This window comes from Micromonospora sp. NPDC005197 (genome assembly GCF_040608295.1).
Taxonomy (GTDB): domain Bacteria; phylum Actinomycetota; class Actinomycetes; order Mycobacteriales; family Micromonosporaceae; genus Micromonospora.
Window position 1 is genome coordinate 1 of sequence record NZ_JBEXHY010000039.1, and the last position, 20,263, is coordinate 20,263.

20 protein-coding genes are annotated in these 20,263 nt (G+C 73.4%); 8 read left to right on the plus strand and 12 right to left on the minus strand.

What is annotated here, in order from left to right:
- Window positions 1-189 precede the first annotated feature (189 nt).
- Window positions 190-402: a hypothetical protein gene (locus ABZU46_RS15525; RefSeq protein WP_354858099.1), complete on the minus strand. Its 213-nt coding sequence runs from the start codon at window positions 400-402 to the stop codon at window positions 190-192.
- Between the two features lie 135 nt (window positions 403-537).
- Here ABZU46_RS15525 and ABZU46_RS15530 point away from each other — a divergent pair, with 135 nt between their 5' ends.
- From ABZU46_RS15530 to ABZU46_RS15540, 3 genes are read left to right on the plus strand one after another with little or no spacing between them, the layout of a single operon-like run.
- Window positions 538-1,653 (plus strand): ATP-dependent DNA ligase, encoded by a 1,116-nt coding sequence (locus ABZU46_RS15530; protein WP_354858101.1) that lies wholly within the window; start codon window positions 538-540, stop codon window positions 1,651-1,653.
- 58 nt (window positions 1,654-1,711) lie between these two features.
- The gene (locus tag ABZU46_RS15535) at window positions 1,712-3,283 is read left to right on the plus strand and encodes an alpha/beta hydrolase (protein ID WP_354858103.1); all 1,572 of its coding nucleotides are present in this window, start codon (window positions 1,712-1,714) and stop codon (window positions 3,281-3,283) included.
- Window positions 3,284-3,304: 21 nt separating this feature from the next.
- Complete coding sequence (locus ABZU46_RS15540) at window positions 3,305-3,757, plus strand: GNAT family N-acetyltransferase (protein ID WP_354858105.1); 453 nt, start codon at window positions 3,305-3,307, stop codon at window positions 3,755-3,757.
- A gap of 580 nt (window positions 3,758-4,337) precedes the next feature.
- Here ABZU46_RS15540 and ABZU46_RS15545 read toward each other — a convergent pair.
- From ABZU46_RS15545 to ABZU46_RS15570, 6 genes are all read right to left on the minus strand, one after another.
- Window positions 4,338-5,063 (minus strand): ABC transporter ATP-binding protein, encoded by a 726-nt coding sequence (locus ABZU46_RS15545; protein ID WP_354858170.1) that lies wholly within the window; start codon window positions 5,061-5,063, stop codon window positions 4,338-4,340.
- A gap of 11 nt (window positions 5,064-5,074) precedes the next feature.
- Window positions 5,075-6,070 (minus strand): ABC transporter ATP-binding protein, encoded by a 996-nt coding sequence (locus ABZU46_RS15550; protein WP_354858107.1) that lies wholly within the window; start codon window positions 6,068-6,070, stop codon window positions 5,075-5,077.
- A 1-nt stretch (window position 6,071) separates the two neighbouring features.
- Window positions 6,072-8,777: an FtsX-like permease family protein gene (locus ABZU46_RS15555; RefSeq protein WP_354858110.1), complete on the minus strand. Its 2,706-nt coding sequence runs from the start codon at window positions 8,775-8,777 to the stop codon at window positions 6,072-6,074.
- On the minus strand, window positions 8,774-11,971 hold the full coding sequence (locus ABZU46_RS15560; RefSeq protein WP_354858112.1) for an ABC transporter permease: 3,198 nt from the start codon (window positions 11,969-11,971) through the stop codon (window positions 8,774-8,776). Before ABZU46_RS15560 ends, ABZU46_RS15555 begins: the two co-directional genes overlap by 4 nt.
- 143 nt (window positions 11,972-12,114) lie before the next feature.
- Complete coding sequence (locus ABZU46_RS15565) at window positions 12,115-12,333, minus strand: helix-turn-helix transcriptional regulator (RefSeq protein ID WP_354858114.1); 219 nt, start codon at window positions 12,331-12,333, stop codon at window positions 12,115-12,117.
- Window positions 12,333-12,812 (minus strand): DUF2975 domain-containing protein, encoded by a 480-nt coding sequence (locus ABZU46_RS15570; protein WP_354858116.1) that lies wholly within the window; start codon window positions 12,810-12,812, stop codon window positions 12,333-12,335. The genes ABZU46_RS15565 and ABZU46_RS15570 overlap by 1 nt, the downstream gene beginning before the upstream one ends.
- A gap of 81 nt (window positions 12,813-12,893) precedes the next feature.
- Here ABZU46_RS15570 and ABZU46_RS15575 point away from each other — a divergent pair, with 81 nt between their 5' ends.
- On the plus strand, window positions 12,894-13,313 hold the full coding sequence (locus ABZU46_RS15575; RefSeq protein ID WP_354858119.1) for a barstar family protein: 420 nt from the start codon (window positions 12,894-12,896) through the stop codon (window positions 13,311-13,313).
- 91 nt (window positions 13,314-13,404) lie between these two features.
- Here ABZU46_RS15575 and ABZU46_RS15580 read toward each other — a convergent pair whose 3' ends face one another.
- Window positions 13,405-14,655: a DUF222 domain-containing protein gene (locus ABZU46_RS15580; RefSeq protein ID WP_354858120.1), complete on the minus strand. Its 1,251-nt coding sequence runs from the start codon at window positions 14,653-14,655 to the stop codon at window positions 13,405-13,407.
- A 211-nt stretch (window positions 14,656-14,866) separates the two neighbouring features.
- Window positions 14,867-15,892 carry a non-homologous end-joining DNA ligase gene (gene ligD / locus ABZU46_RS15585; RefSeq protein ID WP_354858123.1) on the minus strand — a complete coding sequence of 342 codons (1,026 nt, stop codon included), beginning with the start codon at window positions 15,890-15,892 and terminating at the stop codon, window positions 14,867-14,869.
- Window positions 15,893-15,939: 47 nt separating this feature from the next.
- On the opposite strand from ligD, the gene msrB reads away from it, so the two are divergent.
- The gene (gene msrB, locus ABZU46_RS15590; protein ID WP_139582112.1) at window positions 15,940-16,344 is read left to right on the plus strand and encodes a peptide-methionine (R)-S-oxide reductase MsrB; all 405 of its coding nucleotides are present in this window, start codon (window positions 15,940-15,942) and stop codon (window positions 16,342-16,344) included.
- A gap of 9 nt (window positions 16,345-16,353) precedes the next feature.
- On the opposite strand, the gene ABZU46_RS15595 is transcribed toward msrB, so the two are convergent.
- The 3 genes from ABZU46_RS15595 to ABZU46_RS15605 all read right to left on the minus strand — a co-directional run bounded on the left by ABZU46_RS15595 (window position 16,354) and on the right by ABZU46_RS15605 (window position 18,166).
- Window positions 16,354-16,971 (minus strand): DUF305 domain-containing protein, encoded by a 618-nt coding sequence (locus ABZU46_RS15595; protein WP_354858124.1) that lies wholly within the window; start codon window positions 16,969-16,971, stop codon window positions 16,354-16,356.
- Window positions 16,972-17,034: 63 nt separating this feature from the next.
- Window positions 17,035-17,781 carry a lytic polysaccharide monooxygenase gene (locus ABZU46_RS15600; RefSeq protein ID WP_354858126.1) on the minus strand — a complete coding sequence of 249 codons (747 nt, stop codon included), beginning with the start codon at window positions 17,779-17,781 and terminating at the stop codon, window positions 17,035-17,037.
- A 109-nt stretch (window positions 17,782-17,890) separates the two neighbouring features.
- On the minus strand, window positions 17,891-18,166 hold the full coding sequence (locus tag ABZU46_RS15605; RefSeq protein ID WP_354858128.1) for an isoamylase early set domain-containing protein: 276 nt from the start codon (window positions 18,164-18,166) through the stop codon (window positions 17,891-17,893).
- A 157-nt stretch (window positions 18,167-18,323) separates the two neighbouring features.
- Here ABZU46_RS15605 and ABZU46_RS15610 point away from each other — a divergent pair, with 157 nt between their 5' ends.
- The 3 genes from ABZU46_RS15610 (at window position 18,324) to ABZU46_RS15620 (ending at window position 20,188) form a co-directional block, all read left to right on the plus strand.
- On the plus strand, window positions 18,324-18,584 hold the full coding sequence (locus ABZU46_RS15610; protein WP_354858130.1) for a Prokaryotic metallothionein: 261 nt from the start codon (window positions 18,324-18,326) through the stop codon (window positions 18,582-18,584).
- A 179-nt stretch (window positions 18,585-18,763) separates the two neighbouring features.
- Window positions 18,764-19,708, plus strand: coding sequence for a DMT family transporter (locus ABZU46_RS15615; protein ID WP_354858132.1), 945 nt, complete (start codon window positions 18,764-18,766; stop codon window positions 19,706-19,708).
- A 24-nt stretch (window positions 19,709-19,732) separates the two neighbouring features.
- Window positions 19,733-20,188 carry a GNAT family N-acetyltransferase gene (locus tag ABZU46_RS15620; protein WP_354858134.1) on the plus strand — a complete coding sequence of 152 codons (456 nt, stop codon included), beginning with the start codon at window positions 19,733-19,735 and terminating at the stop codon, window positions 20,186-20,188.
- Window positions 20,189-20,263 lie beyond the last annotated feature (75 nt).

Below are 20,263 nucleotides of genomic sequence, written 5' to 3' on the forward strand. Positions count from 1 at the left end.
GACCAGGTCGACCACGCCACGCAGGTCGACCTGGAATGTGTGGACCACGCCTGAGTTCTCCCCGCTCCCGATGCCGGCCGGCCGGCGCCGCCACGCCCTGCCGACGACGCTGCCCGGCGGATCGTGACGGCGGCATCCACCGGGCGGTCCGATCGTCGATCGGGCCGTGGGTCCGCCGGCCGCGCGGGATCAGGCGGCTTCGCGCAGGTCCGCCAGGCTCAATGGGGTACGCCGACGCAGCAGCTCCTCCAGCTCCGCCACCGAACCGACCTCGCCGAGCACGTCGCGGCCACCGCCGAACCGCTGCGGGTAACGGCGGGTCAGCCGGTAGCGGTAGCGGCCCCGGATCAGCTCCACGCTCACCCGCCACCGCCCGCAGCAGTCACAGACCCACTCGGACACCCCGCGAAACTAGCTCTGACCTGCGGTTATCTGATTCGCCCAGGCAGGACGAGCGGCGCGCGGGCGGACACGCCACCGCCGCACCCATGGTGATCTGCCTCACGACTGTCGGCCCCGTCTGATTGACTGGTCGCCGTGGACCTGCCGATCAACCCGCCCGTCGAGCCGATGCTGGCCAAGAGCGTCCCGAGGCTGCCCACCACCCCCGGGGTCACCTACGAGCCCAAGTGGGACGGGTTCCGGTGCATCGTGTTCCGTGACGGCGACGAGGTTGAGCTGGCCAGCCGGGGCGGCAAGTCGATGACCCGCTACTTCCCCGAGGTGGTCGAGCAGGCCCGCCGTCAGCTGCCCGAGCGGTGCGCCGTCGACGGCGAGCTGATCGTGATCCGGCGGGACGGGCCGTCCGGCCAGCCCCGGCTGGATTTCGAGCTGCTGGCCCAGCGCATCCACCCGGCGGCGTCGCGGGTGAAGCTGCTCGCCGAGACCACTCCCGCCGACTTCGTCGCCTTCGACCTGTTGGCGATCGGTGACGAGGCGCTGCTCGACCAGCCGTACCCGCGCCGCCGGGAGCGTCTGGTCCAGGCGCTGGCCGGGGTGCGCCCGCCGGTGCACGTCACCCAGGTCACGACCGATCCGGAGACCGCACGCCGCTGGTTCGACGTCTTCGAGGGCGCCGGGCTGGACGGGCTGATCGTCAAGCCGGCCGACCTGCCGTACGAGCCGGGCAAGCGGTTGATGTTCAAGGTCAAGCACGCCCGTACGGCCGACGCGGTGGTGGCCGGCTTCCGCTGGCACAAGTCCGGCCCGGTGGTGGGTTCGCTGCTGCTCGGCCTCTACGACGACGCGGGCGTCCTGCACCACGTCGGGGTGAGCGCGTCGTTCAGCATGGCCCGCCGCGCCGAGTTGCTCGACGATCTGGCCCCCTACCGGGACACCGGCGGCGAGCACCCGTGGGTGCACGGCGATCACGAGCGTGGCCAGCGCATTCCGGGTGGGGTGAGCCGGTGGACCGGCACCAAGAACCTGGAGTGGGAGCCGCTGCGCCCGGAGCTGGTGGTCGAGGTGGGTTACGACGCGATGGAGGGCGAGAGGTTCCGGCACACCGCCCAGTTCGTCCGCTGGCGGCCGGACCGCGACCCCCGCTCCTGCCGCTACGACCAGCTCGACCGCCCGATCCGCTTCGACGTGGACCAGGTGCTGCGCGGCGATCCGGCGGTCACCCTCGATCGGGCCGCCACCGGTCCGGCGTAGCCTGGCCGTCGACCCGACCCCGGAGGATCACGTGAGCTGCACCGCCGACCAGCCTCGGATGGCGACCAGTCGCCGGGTCCGTCGCAGCCTCGTCGCCTTCGCCGTGGCGGCGCTGCTCACCGCCGGCTGCACGCTGCCGGCGTTCGCGCCGCGCACCGACGTGGAGGGTGCGGCGGCGCCGGCCGGCTCGTCGGCGACCTGGCGGGCCTGCCCGGAGGCTGCCGAGGACCTGGTCGGGCGGGGCGCTCCGGACATGCGCTACGAATGTGCCCGGATCACGGTTCCCCGGGACTGGGGCACCGGCGGCGGGGCGACCGCCGGGCCGGGCGTCGGCCAGACCTTCGAGATCGCCCTGCTGCGGGCCCGGTCCACCAAACAGCGGGACCGGATCGGCTCACTGGTGGTCAACCCCGGCGGCCCGGGCGGCTCCGGTGTGGACACCGCCGTCTACCTCTCTTTCGGCCCCCAGTTCGGTGGGCTGCCCGCCTCGGTCACCGAACGCTTCGACATCGTCGGCTTCGACCCGCGCGGTGTCTCCCGGTCGAGTCCGGTGAAGTGCATCTCCGACGCCGACCTGGACGCCAGCTTCGGCTACGACCCGGATCCGGCGAGCCAGGCGGCGTTCGACGGCTTCGCCGGGTTGAGCCAGCGCATCGGGCGCGGCTGCGGGGACCGCTACGGCGACCAGTTGCCGCTGTACGGCAGCGAGCAGGCCGCTCGGGACATGGACGCGGTCCGCGCCGCGGTCGGCGACGACAAGCTCACCTACCTGGGTTACTCCTACGGCACGCTGCTCGGCGCCATCTACGCCCAGCTCTACCCGCAGCGGGTGCGCGCGCTGGTGCTCGACGGCGCCGTCGACCCGCAGCAGCGCCTGATCGCCGGCTCGGAGAGCCAGGCCCGCGGGTTCGAACGGGCCTTCGACAACTTCACCCGCTGGTGCGCCGCCAACGCCGCGCGCTGCCCGATCGCCCCGGACGCCCGCGCCGCCGTGACCTCTGCCATCGACAAGGCCAAGGTCTCCCCGGTCCGCGGCGACGACGGGCGGGAGGCCACGGCGGGCTGGGTCTTCTACGCGGTCATCTCCTCGCTCTACACCGAGGCCGGCTGGCAGGAGTTGGCCCGGGCCATCGACCGGCTGGCCGAGGGCGACCCGAAGGACGTGTTCCGCCTCGCCGACTCGTACGCCGGCCGGGAAGGCGACGGGCACTACTCCAACCTGTTCGACGCCAACCTCGCCATCAACTGTGCCGACGAGACCGAGAAGCCGAGCCGGGAGCAGATCCGCCAGTTGCAGTCGCAGTGGCGGACGAAGTACCCGCTGTTCGGTCCGGCGCTCGCGGTCGGCATGTTGAGCTGCGTCGAGTGGCCGGGTGGTCGGGACCCGTACCCGACCGGGCGGGCCAACGGCGCACCACCGATCGTGGTGGTCGGCACGACCGGCGACCCCGCCACGCCGTACGAGCAGACCGGCCGCCTCGCCTCGATGTTGGGCGTCGGCCGGGTGCTCACCTGGGAGGGCGAGGGGCACACCGCGTACCCGCAGACCTCCTGCATCACCAGGGCCGTCGACGCGTACCTGCTCGACCTGACCGTGCCCCGGGAGGGCCTGCGCTGCCCGGCCAAGTGACGCTGTGCCAGGCTGACCGGCATGACCGACATGATCTTCCGAGAGGCGGTACGGGCCGACCTGCCCGCCGTCATCTCCCTGCTCGCCGATGACGTCCTGGGCAAGACCCGCGACTTCACCGAGGTCGATGAGGCGTACGAGCGTGCGTTCGCCGACATCAGCGCCGACCCGCGCAACCAGCTGATCGTCGCCGAGCAGGGCGGCGAGCTGGTCGGCTGCCTCCAGATCACCTACATCCCGGGGCTCGGCCGGCACGGCGCCGAGCGGTCCCTGATCGAGGCGGTCCGGGTCCGCTCGGACCGGCGCGGCCAGGGGCTCGGCCGGGAGTTGATGACCTGGGCCATCGACCAGGCCCGGCACCGAGGCTGCGCCCTGGTGCAGCTCACCACGGACAAGTCCCGCGCGGACGCGCACCGCTTCTACCTGGGGCTCGGCTTCGTGGCCAGCCACGAGGGCATGAAGCTCCCGCTCTGACGCCGCCGAGGGCGTCGGCCCGCCAACGTCGCCAGCCCGCCAACGTCGCCAGCACCGTTGGTGGCGCCGGCGCTGTAGCGCCTCAGGGTCCCCAGGTTGCCCCTCCGGCCCTGTAGAGCTGCCCCAGATCTGGGGCAGCGAACAACGGCGGTGGCGGCGGGAAGGCCACGCCCGCACGAGTACCACCCAACACACGGCCCGCATGCCCACCCCAGCACGCCCAGCACAAGTCCCGCACACCCCCGCCCAGCATGCTCAGCACAAGTCCAGACGCCGTCGCCCTGCACGAGGCCCACACGCCCCGCCCAGCACACCCAGCACAAGGCCGCACGCCTACCGCGCGGCCCATATCTGGGGCAGCTCTACAGGATGCGAACAGACCACAGCCGGTCCCCTCTGATCGAGCCCGCGCGGCCCGCGGCACGCAGCCTGTGGTCCGCCGGCCGCCGACCGCCGACCGCGCACCACCGACCACCGATCACGGGCCACGGACCACGGACCACGGACCACGGGCCACGAACGACGGACCACGACCCCGGAGCACCGACCACCGGCCACCGACCACGGCCGGGGGCAGCGGTCAGCCGTCGACCAGGCGGCCGTCGCGCAGGACGAGCACCCGGTCGGCGAGGTCGATCAGGGCCGGGTCGTGGGTGGCGACCAGGGCCGTCATGCCACGGGCGTGCACCACCGCGCGCAGCAGGTCCATGATGGAGCGGCCGGTCTCCGAGTCCAGCTGTCCGGTGGGTTCGTCGGCGATGAGCAGGTCCGGCTCGTTGGCGAGCGCGCGGGCGACCGCCACGCGCTGCTGCTGACCGCCGGACAACTCGTACGGGCGCTGCGCTGCGTGCCCGCCCAGGCCCACCAGCTCCAGCAGCACCGCCACGCGCTGCTCCCGCTCGGCGGCCGGCACCTGTGCCAGTCGCAACGGCACACCCACGTTCTCGGCGGCGGAGAGGATCGGCACCAACCCGAAGGTCTGGAAGACGAAGCCGACGGTGCCTCGGCGCAGCCGCAGCAACTCGGCCTCCCCGGCCGAGGTCACCTCGTGCCCGGCCACCACCACCTGGCCGTTGTCCGGCCGGTCCAGCCCGCCGATGATGTTCAGCAACGTGGTCTTGCCGGCGCCGGAGCGACCCCGGATGGCGACCAGCTCACCACGGTTGGCGCTGAACGAGACGTCCCGTACCGCCTGCACGGCGTGCTCACCGCGGCCGAAGGTCCGGCTCACGCCGCTGACCCGCACCACCTCGTCCGCAGGCGTTCCGGAGCCACCGCTGAACCCGGCCGCTCCGGCCACCACCATGTCCTGAGGACTCACGCCCGTGCCTCCCGCTCGTCCGAGGCCCGGTCACCGGGCCGTACCTGCACGTGGTCGGGCTCCAGATCGAGCCGGACCCGCTCTTTCAGCGACAGCGCGTCGACGAACGCGGCCGGCAACTGCATCCGGCCGTTGCGGTCCAGCACCGCGTACTCCTCGCTGACCAGTTCGGTGTTGCCGTCCGCGCCGACGCGCGCGGTCCGGCGTACCTCGGAGGCGGTTCGGCCGTCGCGGATCGCGACGGTCCGGCGGACCTGGGTGGCCACGGCGTGGTCGTGGGTGACGACGACGATGGTCACGCCCAGTTCGGCGTTGATCGTGCGCAGCGCCGCGAAGACCTCCGCGCCGGTGGCCTCGTCCAGTTCACCGGTCGGCTCGTCGGCGAAGAGCACCTCCGGGTCGTTGGCCACCGCCACCGCCACCGCGCACCGCTGCTGCTCGCCGCCGCTGAGCTGACCCGGCCGACGGTCCGCGCAGTAGCCCACGCCGACCATGTCGAGCAGCTCCCGGGCCCGTTCCCGGCGGGCCTTTCCGCCCCGCTTGCCCGCCAACTGCATCGGCAACTCGACATTTTCCAGCGCGGTCAGGTACGGCAGCAGGTTGCGGCCGGTCTGCTGCCAGACGAAACCGACCAGCTCCCGCCGGTAGCTCAGCCGCCGCTTGGCCGACAACGAGAGCAGGTCGTAGTCGGCAACCCGGGCGATGCCGGCGGTCGGCGTGTCCAGACCGGAGAGGATGTTGAGCAGGGTCGACTTGCCCGAGCCGGACGCGCCGACGATCGCCACCAGCTCACCCCGGTCGATGACCAGGTCCAGACCCTGCAGGGCGACGACCTCCACCCCCTCGGTCTTGAAGATGCGCACCAGACCGTCGCAGACGATGTGTCCGCGCAGTCGGTCCTGCCCGCCGGCCCGCTCGGCAGCGCGTTGCGCGGCCCTCTGCTGCAGGGCGGCCAGGTCGGGCACCAGTGGAGTCTGTGCGGTAACGGTCATCTCAGCTCTCCTCTCCGAGCCGGAGCACCTCACCGAGGCGCAGCCGGCGGTTGTTCAGGGCCTCGACGGCGACCGCGAAGCCGAGGGCGACCGCCCCGAGTGCGAACACCGCGACGACCAGGCCGGGTTCGAACGCCACCCGAACCGGCATTCCGCCGGTGAACGCGGACAGGCCGAGCACCGGATTGAGCACCAGCGGGAGCACCGCGCCGACCAGCGCGCCGGTCAGCACCGACACCCCGACGAGCGGGGCCAGCTCGACCAGCAGCAGCCCTCGCCACTGTCGGCGGGACAGGCCGAGGGTGCGCAGCCGGGACAGCACCTGCCCCCGGGCCCGCGCGCCGGCCAGCACGGTGAACGCGATGGCCAGCAGTCCGAGCACGGTGCCGCCGGCGGCGCCGGCCACGAACCCGAAGGCCAGCACGCCGTTCGCGCCACCGTCACCGAGGTCCCGTCGTACGCCCGCCCGGGTGTCGACGGTGACCCGGAGCGGCCGTTCCCGGCCGGTCACCGCACCCTGCTGCTGGTACCGCAACTGGCCCTGGTCACCGGCCTGGCGCAGCGCCGCCACGTCGAGCCGGTCCCCGGCGACGAGCAGGCTGGTCGGCACCGGCGTGGTGTTCCGCGGCGGCAGCGCCTGCCAGGGCAGGATGACGAACCGGCTGGTGCTCGCCGCCAACACCGGGAAGCTGTCCTGCGCGCCGGCCACCCGGAACTCGTACCGCTGCCCCTGCACCGACACGAACGCCGAGCCCTGCAGGCCCGTCCGCGACAGGTCGGCGGCCACGGCCGGGGACACGATCGCGGGCAGCGGCCCCGGTTCGGCCCGGGCGGAGCGCAACGCGTCCGGCACCGTCACGTCCACCTCTGCGTCGCCGGCGACCCTGGCCAGTCCGGGGCCGTCGACCAGCAGCACCGTGGTCTGCCCGACCCGCGCGTCGGTGCCGACCTCGTCGGTCGCCAGCCGCTGGTCCGGCTCGATCAGCACCGGGGTGGCGGCCTGGACGCCGGGCAGACCGGCCAGTGCCTCGACCGTGTCCGGGGCGAAACGTTCCCCCCGGATCACCGCGTCGGCGGGAACGATCCGCTCCACGGCCCGGTCGCGGCTGGCGTCGACGCCGGCGGCGACGACCGCGCAGAACGCCGCGGTGCCGATCGCCAGCACCACGACGACCAGCGGCGCGGCGACGGCGGATCGCCCGGCCCGCGCGGTGCCGAGGAATGTCACGCTGCCGCGCGTCCGCGCGGCCAGCCGGCTGACCAACCGCAACGGCCAGGGGTACGCGCGCAGCGCGAGCACCGCCGCAGCGACCGCGAGCAGCACCGGCACGGACACCAGCAGCGGGTCCACCTCGCCGAGGGTGAGCCCGCGTCGGCGCAGCAGCACTGCGGCGAGCCCGGCCAGCAGCAGCAGGAAGACCTCGACGGTGAGCCGGCGCGCCGACGGGCGCACCCGGACCAGGTCCCGGCGAGCGACACCGCCGCCCTGCACCGCCAGCGTCGCCAGCGGCAGCGCCAGGGTGACCAGCACGGTCGCCGCCGCGGCGTACCGGGCGGTCGGATCCGGAGCGCCGGGGAACAGGGTGCCGAGCAACCAGCCGACCAGGGCGGCGACCGGCACCACCAGCAGTGACTCGGCCAGACTGCGCCGGGCGCCGGCGGTGGCGGCGCCACCACGGGCACGGATCAACGCGAACTCCGAGCGGCGCCGGCGGGTGGCCAGGATGGCCGCGAGCACGATCAGCCCGGCCAGGGTGGCCAGCACGCCGGCGCCGATGACGGCGAGCAGGGTACGGGCGGCGTTCACCTGGGCGGCGAACGCCCGCAGCGGAACGTCGACGCCGATGGTCAACGTGAAGCCCGCCGGAACGTTGCGCTGCATCTCCTGCAGGCCGCCGATCATCTGGTCCAGACCGCGTGCGTCGATCCGGTCGACGCCCAGTCGGTACCGCCACTCGGACTGGATCGGCCAGCCCTCCGCGGCTCGCTTGTTCATGGCGGATTGAGCGATCACGCCCGTGATGGTGAACGGCTCTCCGTCGCCGACCGGTTCGATGACCCGCAGCAGCTGCGGCAGTCCGTCCCACATCCCGTCCGCGCGGTCGATGGGCCGGAACAACCCGGACACCACCACAGGTTTCGGGTCGACGAAGGTGCCCGCGAGGTCGACGGTGCCGATGCGCAGCCGGCTGCCGGCGCGCAGGTTGAGCTTGTGGGCCACGTCGACGTCCAGCGCCACCTCGATCGGCCGGTCCGGGACGTAGGTCTCACTCGGCCAGGCGCCCTCGACGAGGGCGCCGGCGTCCTGAACCCCGGGCATGGCCCGCAGGCCCAGGTCGACAAGCAGGTTGCGGGCCGCGAGATCCGGCCCGACCAGGCGGGTCGGCGGGAGGTCCACCCGGTGCCACCGCTCGGTGACCGCCGAGCGCACCTGCGGCGGCATCGCCGCGGCCAGGGCGTCGGATCGCTCCTGCGCTTCCGCCATTGCCGTCTTCGTCGTGGGAACGGCGGAGTTCGACGTGTACGAAAGGTCCCGGCGGGCGGCGGGCTCGCTGGCGAGCTGCGACCGCAACCCCTGTTCCGCGAGCCGGTTGACGAGTCGGGGCACTCCACTGACCAGCAGCGTGACCACCAGGGTCAGCACCGCCAGAAGCAGGAACTGCCCGCCGTACGCCCGGACCCGGCGGGCGGCCGCGCCGACGCTCATCGTTCTCCCCCGATTCGCAGCTGCACCGCCGCCACCCGCTGACGGATGCCGGCGGCGATGAACGCGCTGAAGGCGAGCGCCGCCAGCAGCAGGCCGACCGCGGTCAGGCCGATGGGCACCCAGGGCAGCGCGAAGGCCGCCGGGGGCACCGGCCGGCCGGCGGCCGGGGTGAGGATGACCAGCGGAGCCATGGTGGCCCCGACCGCGGCGCCGAGCAGCAGCCCGACCCCGACGCCGATGCCGGCCAGGAAGGTCTGCTCGGCCAGCAACGCCCGGGCCAGCAGCCGCGGTGTCGCGCCGAGGGTGTGCAGCACCGCGAACTCGCCGAGCCGGCGCCGGGCGGTGGCCCACACGTCGACCATGAGACCGACCAGGGCGAGCAGCACCGCCCCGAGCGCGGCGGCGAGCATCCCCGTCCGCGACCCGCGCCAGTACGGGTCGTCGGCGGCGGCCTCGATCACGGCACGCCGGTCGAGGACGGTGACGCCGGCCAGCTCACCGCTGGCGCGGGCCGCAGCCGCCGGGTCGTCGGCGCCGATCCACCACTCCGGCACCGGCCGGATGGTTCCGCCGGAGCGGATCAGCGCGTCGACCGCCGTGGGCAGGTCGAGCAGCACGCCCTCGCCGGTGGTGGTCGGCACGGAGTCCAGTTCGCCGAGCAGTCGGGCCGGCACGGACGCGCCGGAGAGGGTCAGGTCGAACGTGTCGCCGGTGTGCAGGCCCAACGCGTCACGTACTCCGGCGGTCATCAGCACCGGGACGGGTGCGATCTGCCCGGCGGGCACGATGGCGAACCGGGTGGGCGGTTGGTAGGCGAACTGTCCGCCGGGGATCACCTCCACCGGGAAGCTCGCGGCGATCCCCGTCGCGGTGGCCTGCGCCGCGGCGGGCGCCTGGTTGTCCGCCTGGCGGCCGGTCGTCGTGCTCCAGTCCCCGGTCAACTCGGCGGGTCGCGTCGTGCCGTCCGCCCCGACGAGCGTCAGCCCGTCCACCTGGAGCCGGTACGAGTTCCCGGCCGCCGCCCCGCCGTCGGCCTCGAAGCCGGCGAGGCGCAGCCGCGCCGGGCCCACGTCGGGCAACCGCACGGTGAACGGCGCGGCCCGTCCGTCGCTGGTGGCGCTGACCGCCGGCAGCCGGAAGGCCAGCCCGTCGGTGCTGGTGACCAGCAGCGCCACCGCGATCTGCTGTGGCCGGACGGCCTGGTCGACGGGGGTGCGAGCCGTGCCGGTGATCGCACGGGTGCCGACGGGCAGTTCGACGCCGGCGGGGGCGCCGCGCGCGGCGACCATCCGTTGGTACTGCGTCGACACCGGCTCGTCGCTGAGCCGGTCGGCGAGCCGGACGACGCCTGTCGCGCTGGCCGGGTCGAACCCGATCACGGTGACGGGCAGGTCCGCACGGCCGATGCGTACCTCGTCGCGCCACGCCGGCACCGCCCGGTGCACGCCCGGCAGCGCGGCGAGCTGACCGGCCCGAGCCGGCGGGGCGGAGCCGGCCCGCTCGGTCACCCGCAGGTCGGCGCCGACCGTGTGGCCGGCCTGCTCGACCTGGGACCGCTCCCCCGTGCTGATCAGTGACCAGGCCAGGGTGCTCCCGCCGACGGCGAGGGCGAGCAGCAGCACGGGCCCGGCGTGCGGACGCCGGCCGGCCTGCCACATGCCGAACATGGTGGCCGTCCACGGCCGCCGGTCGACGAACCGCTCGGCGAACCGGGTCAGCGGCGGGAGCACCCGCAGCGCCAGCACGGCCCCGGCCAGCACACCGAGGGTCGGGGCGGCCACCAGCAGCGGGTCGAGCCCGAGACGGCCGTTCGAGCCAGCCAGCGGTGAGGCGTACCGGCGCAGTTGCACCCAGGCGAGCACGGCGAGTGCGACCAGTACCAGGTCGACGCTGGCCCGCTGGATGCTCGCCGACCGGTTTGGTCGGGACCGGGCGGCCATGTCGGCCACGTACGTGCCGGCCCCCCGCAGCGTCGGCGCGACCATGGCCACCAGGCATCCGGCGGCGGTCGCTGCGGCAGCCGCCCAGACCAGGGTGGTGTTGCCGCCGGCGGCGGACAGTTCCGCCGCCCCGCCGGGCCGGACGAACCGCAGCGCCTCCCCGGCGATCACCGGCCCGAGCAGGGCGGCCGGCGCCACCACGAGGGTCGCCTCCCGGGCGGCCAGGCCCGCCAGTTGCCTCCGGGCGGCGCCCCGGGCGCGCAGCAGCGCGGTCTGTGGACGGCGGTCCTCGTGCAGCAGGGCGGCGACCAGCACCAGCGCGTACCCGCCGAGCACCAGGATGAGCAGCAGCGGGGTGGCCAGTGCGGAGCGTCCCACCAGGTCGGCGCGGCCGATCCGGTCGAGCAGTTGGTCCATCTTCGTCAGGGACTGCGCCGAGCTGCCGAGTTGGGCGGCCTCCGGCACCGCCGTCGAGGCCGCATTCACGGCGGCCCGCACCGCGGGCAGGTCACCGGCGTCGACGCCGCCGAGGTCCGGTTCGGCCAGCCAGGACGCCGTCACCGAGCCCGGGAAGGCGGTCGCGAAGTCGGCCGGGTCCAGCGCGAACGGCCCGTACGAGGTGGCCGACCCGGCGCTGCCCGCACCCACACCGGGGGCCAGCAGCCAGTACACCTCGGTCGGGTCGCGGGGCCGCCAGGTGCCGGCGAGCACCACCTCGCTGGCCTTCTCGGTGGAGCGGTCCCGCAGCGGGATCCGCTCGCCGGTGGTCAAGCCGAGTGTCGTGGCGACCCGTTCCGGCAGGCTCACCTGGAGGGGTTTCGCTCCGGGACGCGGCCACGCTCCGCTGGTCAGCTCGGCGTGCGCGGCCAGGTCGTCGAGGGTGGCCAGGTTCGCGAAGATCGGCTCGTCGCCCGTACGCGGCACCGAGCCGAGGTCGCCGGTCAACTCCCGGCCGGTGCCGTACCGGGCCCCGGCGACGGTGACCGGGACCCCGGCGAGCCCGTCGGCGAACTCGGCCCGTGCCGCCTGGTCGCGGGTGGCTAACTCGGCGGCGTCACGCCCGCCGGCGCCGCTGATCAACAGGCCGCGCTCCTCGGCCGGCGACGCGGCGACCAGCGCCCGCTGCCCGGCGTCCACCGCCCGGCGGTTGTAGTCGGACAGGCCGGTGACCAACGCTACGGCCACCAGGGCGGCGATCACCGCGGCAACCAGCAGACCCCGCGCCTCGCGGGCCCGCCTCCACACCAGCTTCATCCGACGCCTCCCCTGGCCCTGGTGGGCCGACGACCTTCAAAACAGGTCACCCACGGGGAAAGGTTCGCGCCCGTTACATGATCGTTATTACGAGCACGGCCGGTGCGGTCACGTTCCGCACAAGACAGCGGCGATGACGTACCTCATGGGGTTTCCTCCTCCTCGACCCACTCGAGCAGATCTCCGGGCTGGCAGTCGAGCACTCGGCACATCGCTTCCAGGGTGCTGAAGCGGACGGCCTTGGCGCGGCCGTTCTTCAGCACCGCCACGTTCGCCGGGGTGAGCCCGACGCGCTCGGCGAACTCGCCGACGCTCATCTTGCGCTTGGCCAACTCGACGTCGATGCGGACGATGATGGGCATCAGATCACCGCTTCCATGTCGGTCCGCAGCGTGGTGGCCTGCCGCAGCAGCGCACGCATCACGACCATGAGGAGCCCGAGCACCGTCACGCCCATCGTCAACAGGAACAGCAGGATCGGGCCGCCCGGGTCGTCCGCGTTGAATCCGACGTAGAGGAAGACGCCCACCAGCACCAACCAGCCCGCACCGATGGCCCACACGATCAGGTCGACCCACCTCAGGGACGCCTCGGTGAAGATCCGGTCGTTCTTGACCAGGCTGAGCAACTGCCAGGTGCACACGATCACCACCTGGACGCACAGCACCCAGAACACCGTCACGGCGGTCAGCGGCCACCGCAGGTAGGCGTGCTCCGGCGACTCCTGGGCCATGTGCGCGAACTGCCCGGGCAGCGAGAAGGTCTGAAATCCGATCAGGACCACGAACAGCACCACAAGGACGACCCTGAGAGCGGCTACCGCTCGACGTTCAACAGCCATGCATCGAGTTTCGCTCGTTACCTATCGAAAGTCAATCGGTACGGGGTCCGCCCCATCCGGGTGGACCCGCATACTTGGACCGTGACCAACCAGAGCGACGCCCTCCCTGTGCTGACGATCGACGGCGCCTCGTTCGTCGACTTCGCCGGCTTCGTACGCGAGTTCTCGCGGCTGCTGCCGCACGCCACGTGGAACGGAAACCTCGACGCCTTCAACGACATCCTGCACGGCGGCTTCGGCACCCCCGAGACGCCGTGGGTGCTCAGGTGGCTCAGCTCCGACGCGTCGCGGGAGGCGCTCGGTCATGACGCGACGGCCCGATGGCTGGAGCAGATCCTGCGCACCTGCCACCCGTCGAACCGCGCCGGCATCGAGGCCAGGCTGCGCAACGCGCGACGCGGCCACGGGCAGACGCTGTTCGACATGATCGTCGAGATCATCCGCGACCACGGCCCACGCGGCGAGGAATCCGAGAACGGCATCATCCTCGAACTGCTCTGAACCGCGGCGGACGAACCAACCGCACCGTAACGATCTGGTCGGGATCAAGTCCGCGGTTGGCTGGCGAGAAGGGAACCCGGGTGCCGATCGCCTACGTTCGCCGGTGGTAGTGGTTGCGGCGCGGCAGTTGCTCCGGGTCGAGCCAGGCCGGCGGCACGAACTCCGGGTGCCCGTCGCCGCCGAGGCGGACAGCCCAGTCGCTCTGATGGACGTGGCGGTGGTGGTGGCCGCAGAGCAGGACGGCGTTGTCGAGGCTGGTCGGGCCACCGTCAGCCCAGTGGCGGATGTGGTGGGCGGCGCACCAGCGCGGTGGTCGGTCGCAGCCCGGGAACGCGCAGCCGCCGTCCCGGAGGACCAGGGCTCGACGCAGCGGACCAGAGATGAGACGGCGCTGTCGACCCACATCGAGAACCTGGCCGGCACCGCCCAGCACGGCAGGCAGGATGGCGGCATCGCAGGCGAGCCGACGCACCGTGTCGGGGGTGAGCCGCAAGCCGACATCGAGCGCGCCGGCGCCCAATTGCCGGGTCAGCCCGTCGAAGCTGGCGGTGACGACGAGCTGCGCCGGGTCGCCGCCGGTCTCGGGCAGCTCGTCGGTGCGCAGCGCCAGCCGGCACACGTCGGCGAGGGCGTCGTGGCGGCGCTGACCGGCACAGCGGGTGTCGTCGGGGCCGGAGGGCGCGCTCAGCGGATCGATGGCGGCGCGCAGCAGCGCGGCGGCCTCCGGGTCGAGGGTGCCGCTGAGCCGGAGCCGCCCGCCGGCCTGCTCGGAGATGGTGACGTGCCGGTCGCGGGCCACCCGGGCGGCCTCGGCGGCCAGGGCCGCCGCAGCGGCGGCATCGGCGAGGTCGGGGGCGACGTGGTCGAGGATCCGAGTGCCCATCTTGCGCAGCAGGGTGGGATCGAACTGCTCGGCCCACTCCACCAGTACGCCGACGGCCTTGTCCGCGACCTCGACGCCCGCCGAGGCCGACACGGTGGCGGCCGTCTCGGCGATGACCCGGGCCTGCTCGACGCTGACCGCCCCATCCGCCAGGGCGGCCCGCACGCCGGGCGGTGCCACGTCGAGCGACGCAGCGAGCCCGACCAGCCGACGGGCGGCGGCGACGTCGAGGCGCAGGCGGTGGCGCAGCCACACCGCCGTCGAGGACGCGCCCTGAGCAACCGCGGTGCCCCGACCGTCCAACTCCCGCACGACCGCCAACTGCACTGACGCCAGCCGCTGCTGGAGCCGGTGCGCGGCATCGAGCGCCACGACCAGATCGTGCTCGGAGAGCGCCCACGTGGCGGCGTCGGTGCAGGTCGCCACCGCACTCTCCGCCCGCGCCAACTCATCGATCACAGACAAATTTTAGAACGGGTGTACGACAACTTCGGGCCCCTGGCCCGACCGAATGCCGCCCGAGCCGAGCAACTTCCTCAGCCTTCGGCCAACTCTTCGATGCCACGGCTGAACTGATCAAGCTCCACCCCAACCCGGCGCCCGATCCGACGGAGCTGTTCACCCGGGTTCTGGCGTGGACCGCCCAGCCATCCCCGTGAGGCAGGGCCGGTCAGGCGCTCTCGCGCTTGGCGCGGCTGGGCTGCACGCGCTTGGGTTCGCCGGGCATCTTGGGGTGGTCCGGCGGGTACGGCAGGTCGCCCTGGCCGGCTGCGGCGTCGCGCTCGGCCCACTCCAGCAGGGGCGTGATGTCCCACGGGGCGTCGTCGATGCCGGCGTGCGGGTCGCCCTGCTCGGCGAGGCGGGTCGGGACGCTGCGCAGGTCGAAGTCGTCCGGGTCGACGTCGGGCAGCTCGTCCCAGGTGACCGGGGTGGAGACGGTGGCCCGCGGGTTGGCCCGCAACGAGTACGCGCAGGCGATCGTCCGGTCCCGGGCCATCTGGTTGTAGTCGACGAAGACCCGGGTGCCGCGCTCCTCCTTCCACCAGGCGGTGGTCACCAGGTCGGGGTTGCGGCGCTCCACCTCCCGGGCCAGCGCGATGGTGGCGCGACGCACCTCGGTGAACGTCCAGCGGGGCTGGATGCGCAGGTAGACGTGCACGCCGCGCCCCCCGGAGGTCTTCGGCCAGCCGGTCGCGCCGAGCTCGTCGAGGAGCGCGCGGACCTCCCCGGCGGCGCGCGCCGCGTCGGCGAAGTCGGTGCCGGGCTGCGGGTCGAGGTCGATGCGCAGCTCGTCGGGGCGATCCACGTCGGCGGCGCGCACCGGCCACGGGTGGAAGACGATCGTGCCCATCTGTGCCGCCCAGGCCACGTGCGCCAGGTCGGCCGGGCAGAGTTCGGCCGCGCTGCGACCGCTCGGGAAGGTGATCTGGGCGGTGGTCACCCAGGGCGGCACGCCCCGCGTGGGCACCCGCTTCTGAAAGAACGCCTCACCCTCGATGCCCTCGGGGAAGCGTTGCAGCGTGGTGGGCCGGTCCCGCAGGGCGCGCATGATCCCGTCGCCGACCGCCAGGTAGTAGTGGAAGACGTCCGCCTTGGTGAACCCCCGCTGCGGGAAGATCACCCGGTCCGGACTGCTCAGCCGTACGCTGCGCCCGGCCACCTCGACCTCGGCGACCGCTGCCTTGGTGCCACCCATCCCGCGACCATATGCCACGCCCCCGACGTTCGACGTACCGTTGACGGGTGAGTCTTGACGACAACAACCTGCCCAAGACCGAGGACGAGTGGCGTGTCCGCCTGAGCCCCGAGGAGTTCCACGTCCTGCGGGAGGCCGGCACCGAACGCCCGTGGACCGGCGAGTACGTGGACACCAAGACCCAGGGCGTCTACCACTGTCGGGCCTGCGGTCTGGAACTCTTCTCCAGCGACACGAAGTTCGACTCGCACTGCGGGTGGCCGAGCTTCGACGACGCCATCCCGGGCCGGGTCAAGGAGATCGAGGACCGCAGCCTCGGCATGGCTCGTACGGAGATCCGCTGCGCCCGCTGCGACAGCCACCTCGGGCACGTGTTCCACGGCGAGGGCTTCACCCCCAAGGACACCCGGCACTGCGTCAACTCGATCTCGGTCCGGCTGGAACCGCGCTGACGGGCACGCTCAGGGCGTACCCCTGAGCAACTCGACCTCGGCGCTGCGGGACTGGTCGATCCGCCGGGCCAGGTCGCGGACCCGCTCGTTGCGGCCGACGCCGACCTGGGCCCGGGCCAGGTCGGCGGCGGCCCGCTGGTGGTCGGCGAGGACCTCGCGCAGCACCCGGTCGACGTCGGCGTCCGACGCGGCCCGCAGCCGGTCGAGCGCGGTGTCGTCGCCGTGCCCGGCGTGGTCGTGCCCGGCCGCGCTGACGCCCGGCCCGGTCGTGGGCAGCCAACCGCGCATGGCCGACAGCTCGTCGGCCTCGGTCGCCTCGATGGCGGCGGCCAGGGTGCGCAGCGCGTCGTCGCGCAGCCGGTCCCGGGCGAGCCGGACGATCTGCACCGTGCGTTCGCTGTGCCCGATCATCGTGCTCAGGAACACCACGTCGATGCCGCTCATCTCGGCTCCGGCCGGCGGCGCTCCGGCCGGCGGTGCTCCGGCCGCCGCGGGCCCGGCCGCCGCGGGCCCGGCCGCCGCCGACGCGGCTGGGGACGCGGGAGCCGGCGGGCCCTCCGACGGCCCGGCGCAGGCGGTGAGCAGCGACGCGGCGAGCAGGCACGTCAGCAGGGTTGCGCGGGGCATGCCGGGGGCTCCGATCATCCGGGGACGGCGACACGGGTGCGGCCGGGGCCGCACCCGTGCGGGTCAGACCTGTTGCCAGAGCGCCGGCACGTTCGGCGGCTCCCAGCCGGGGATCGCCGTGTGGGCCTGCCGGCAGCGGTACGTCAGTCCGCCGTAGGTGACCTGGTCGCCGACCTGGTACGCCCGGCCGGCGGTCCAGGTGCCACCCGTCGGGGGCGGGGTCGTCGGCGCCGTGGTCGGGCTGGTGGTCGGCCGCGGCGTGGGTGAGGTGGTCGGGGTGGGGGTGGGCGTCGACCCGCCGCCGCCGATCTGCACGTCGATGCAGGAGTAGAACGCGTTCGCGGTGTCGGCGATGTTCCACACGGCGAGGATCTTCTGCCGGCCGGAGAAGCCACCCAGGTTGACGGTGTGCGAGACCGTCGCGCCCGGCTGCTGCCCGTTGCCGTTGACCACGCCGACGCGGGTGTTGCCGATCCAGTACTCCCAGTTGCTGGTGGCGTGCCGGGCGGTGTTGACCCAGGTGAAGGTCAGTGAGCTGCCGACCGACGTGGCCGGCCAGCCCCGACTGTCGTCGTTGAGGACGGCGAACTGGGCGATGCCGGCGTTGCAGCTCTTCAGACCCTTGGGCCCTTCGACGCTCTGCGGCTCGTACTTGATCTGCCCGCAGTCGGGCACCCGGCCCTGCGCGCAGAGCGCCTGCCGGCTCGGTGGGGCGGAGACGTAGCCGTGCGCCTGGGCGGGCCCAGCGACGGTGAGGGTGGCGGCGACAGCGCCCGCCGCCACCAGCGGGACGGTGATTCTTCGACGCATGGGGGCAGCTCCTTCTCCAGGTGCGGTGAGGTGCCCCCAAGGTAATTTAAACTTTATTAACAGTAAAGGGCGTGGTCGATAAATACATCGATGGTGACGACTTCGCTCCTCAGAGTCGCAGCAGGCTGCCGCGGTCGTCGACCACGTCGGCCGTCTCGTCGTCGAGCCAGACCCCGCCGCTGGCGAGATAGCGGAACCGGTACTCCCCCGGGCTGAGCTTCACGGTCACCGTCCGGGTGCCGTCGCGGCGGGCCACCAACTCGTGCCGGCCGGGCTCCCAGTCGTTGAAGGAGCCCACGACGCTCACCGGGCCGGGCGGGGCGTCCCGTGGGAGGCAGAACGTCACCCGGGTCTGGCTGCCGAAGAGCTTGTTGCGTTTGATCATGGCGATCCTCCGGGGGTCACGGCGGTTCATCGGGCCTAACGGACGACACGCCGGAGCCGACACGCCGCCCGGCCCGACCAGCTGGCGGTAATTCGCCCGCCGCCACCCTGCCCTGAGGCACTCTGGTGGCACATGTCCTGATACGGGGGGTTTTTCGGTGGCAACCTGCGAGGTCTGCGGCAACGACTACTGGATGGCGTTCGAGGTGCACACCGTCAGCGGTGACGTGCACACCTTCGACTCGTTCGAGTGCGCGATCCACCGCATGGCACCCATCTGCGAACACTGCCAGATCAAGATCGTCGGGCACGGCGTGGAGGTCAACGGCCGGTTCTTCTGCTGCGGGCACTGCGCCCGCGCGGTCGAGGGCACCGAGGGCGCCGAGATCCGCGACGCCGTCGGCGCCCGCCCCGCCTGACCGCGCGCCCTGCGGTACGGTCGCCCGATGCGGCCACTGCTGGGCGTCCTGCCCCCGCCGCGCTCCTGAGCGGAGCGCCGCGCCCCACACCGACCGGGTGACCGACCCGGGCCGGCCAGTTCGCCGTACGCGCTCCGTCGACGTCGTCCCCGTCAACGTCACCCCACCGGAGCGCACCCGTGTCCACGTCCCGTACCGCGCCGCCGGCCGCCCCGGCCCCGGCCGCCCTGAAGGCCCGCACCGGCCTGATCCAGATCACCGTCACCGGAGTCCTGTGGGGCACCACCGGCGTGGCGGTGCAACTGCTGCGCGAGGGCACCGGGCTCAGCCCGGTGAGCATCGGCTTTTTCCGCCTCGCGATCGCCGCGCTCGTCCTGCTGGCGTGCACCGCCGGCCGGCTCCGCACGCTCCCGGCCGCCCTGCGCGCGGCACCCGTACCGCTGCTGCTCACCGGCGTCGGCCTCGGCCTCTACCAGGCGCTCTACTTCGCCGCCGTGGCGCTCGCCGGGGTCAGCGTGGCCACCGTGGTGAGCCTGGGCCTGGCGCCGGTGCTCGCCGCGACCTGGGAGTCGCTGCGGGCCCGCCGGCTCCCCGGCCCGGTACGCCTCGGCACCCTGGTCACCGCCGTGGCCGGGCTCGCCCTGATCACCGGGGCCACCGCCGAGCCCACCACGGCCGCGCCGGCCCCGCTGCTGGGCCTGCTCGCGGCCGCCGGGTCCGGCCTCGGGTACGCGGTGACGACCCTGATCAGCCGCCAGGTGTCGCAGCACACCGCACCGATGACACTGACTACCATCTCCACTGTGGTCGGCGCGCTGACCCTGGCGCCGATGGCACTGGTCGCCGGCGTCGCCGTCGACGTACGCCTCGACACCCTGGCGCTGCTGCTGCACCTCGGCGTCGTCACCACCGCCGTGGCGTACGCGCTGTTCTACGCCGGGCTGCGCACGACCGCGGGCAGCGTCGCGGCCGTGCTGACCCTGCTCGAACCGCTGACGGCGGCGGCGCTGGCCGTGGCGCTGCTGCACGAGCCGCTCCCACTGCCGGTGCTCCTCGGCGGCGCGCTGCTGCTCACCGCCGTGGCCGCCACCTACCTCGCACCGACCCGCGGGGACGCCGCGTGAGCCGGCCCGGCCTACCATCGGTGGGTGCCCCAGCAGACCACCGAGATCCGGGTGGCGTCCTTCGCCGACCTGGACGCCCGCACCTTCCACGACCTGCTCAAGCTGCGCATCGACGTGTTCGTGGTGGAGCAGAACTGCCCCTACCCCGAGCTCGACGGGCGGGACGTGGAGCCGGGCACCCGCCACCTCTGGTTGACCGACGGCGGCGCGCCGCTGGCGTACCTGCGGATCCTCGCCGACCCCGACGGCGCCGCCCGGATCGGTCGGGTGGTGGTGGCCCCGCAGGCGCGCGGCGGCGGGCAGGCGGGCCGGCTGATGACGGCGGCGCTGGATCTGGTCGGCAACCGGCCCTGCGTGCTGGAGGCCCAGTCGCACCTGGTCGATTTCTACGCCCGGCACGGCTTCGCGGCCAGCGGCCCGGAGTACGTCGAGGACGGCATCCCGCACACCCCGATGCGCCGCAAGGTCATTGACGTCTGACGATCGACCTGGCATCGTGCCGGGTAGAGCCAGCGCGGGAGCAACGCAGTAGGCACGGGAGCGGGCAACTCCCGG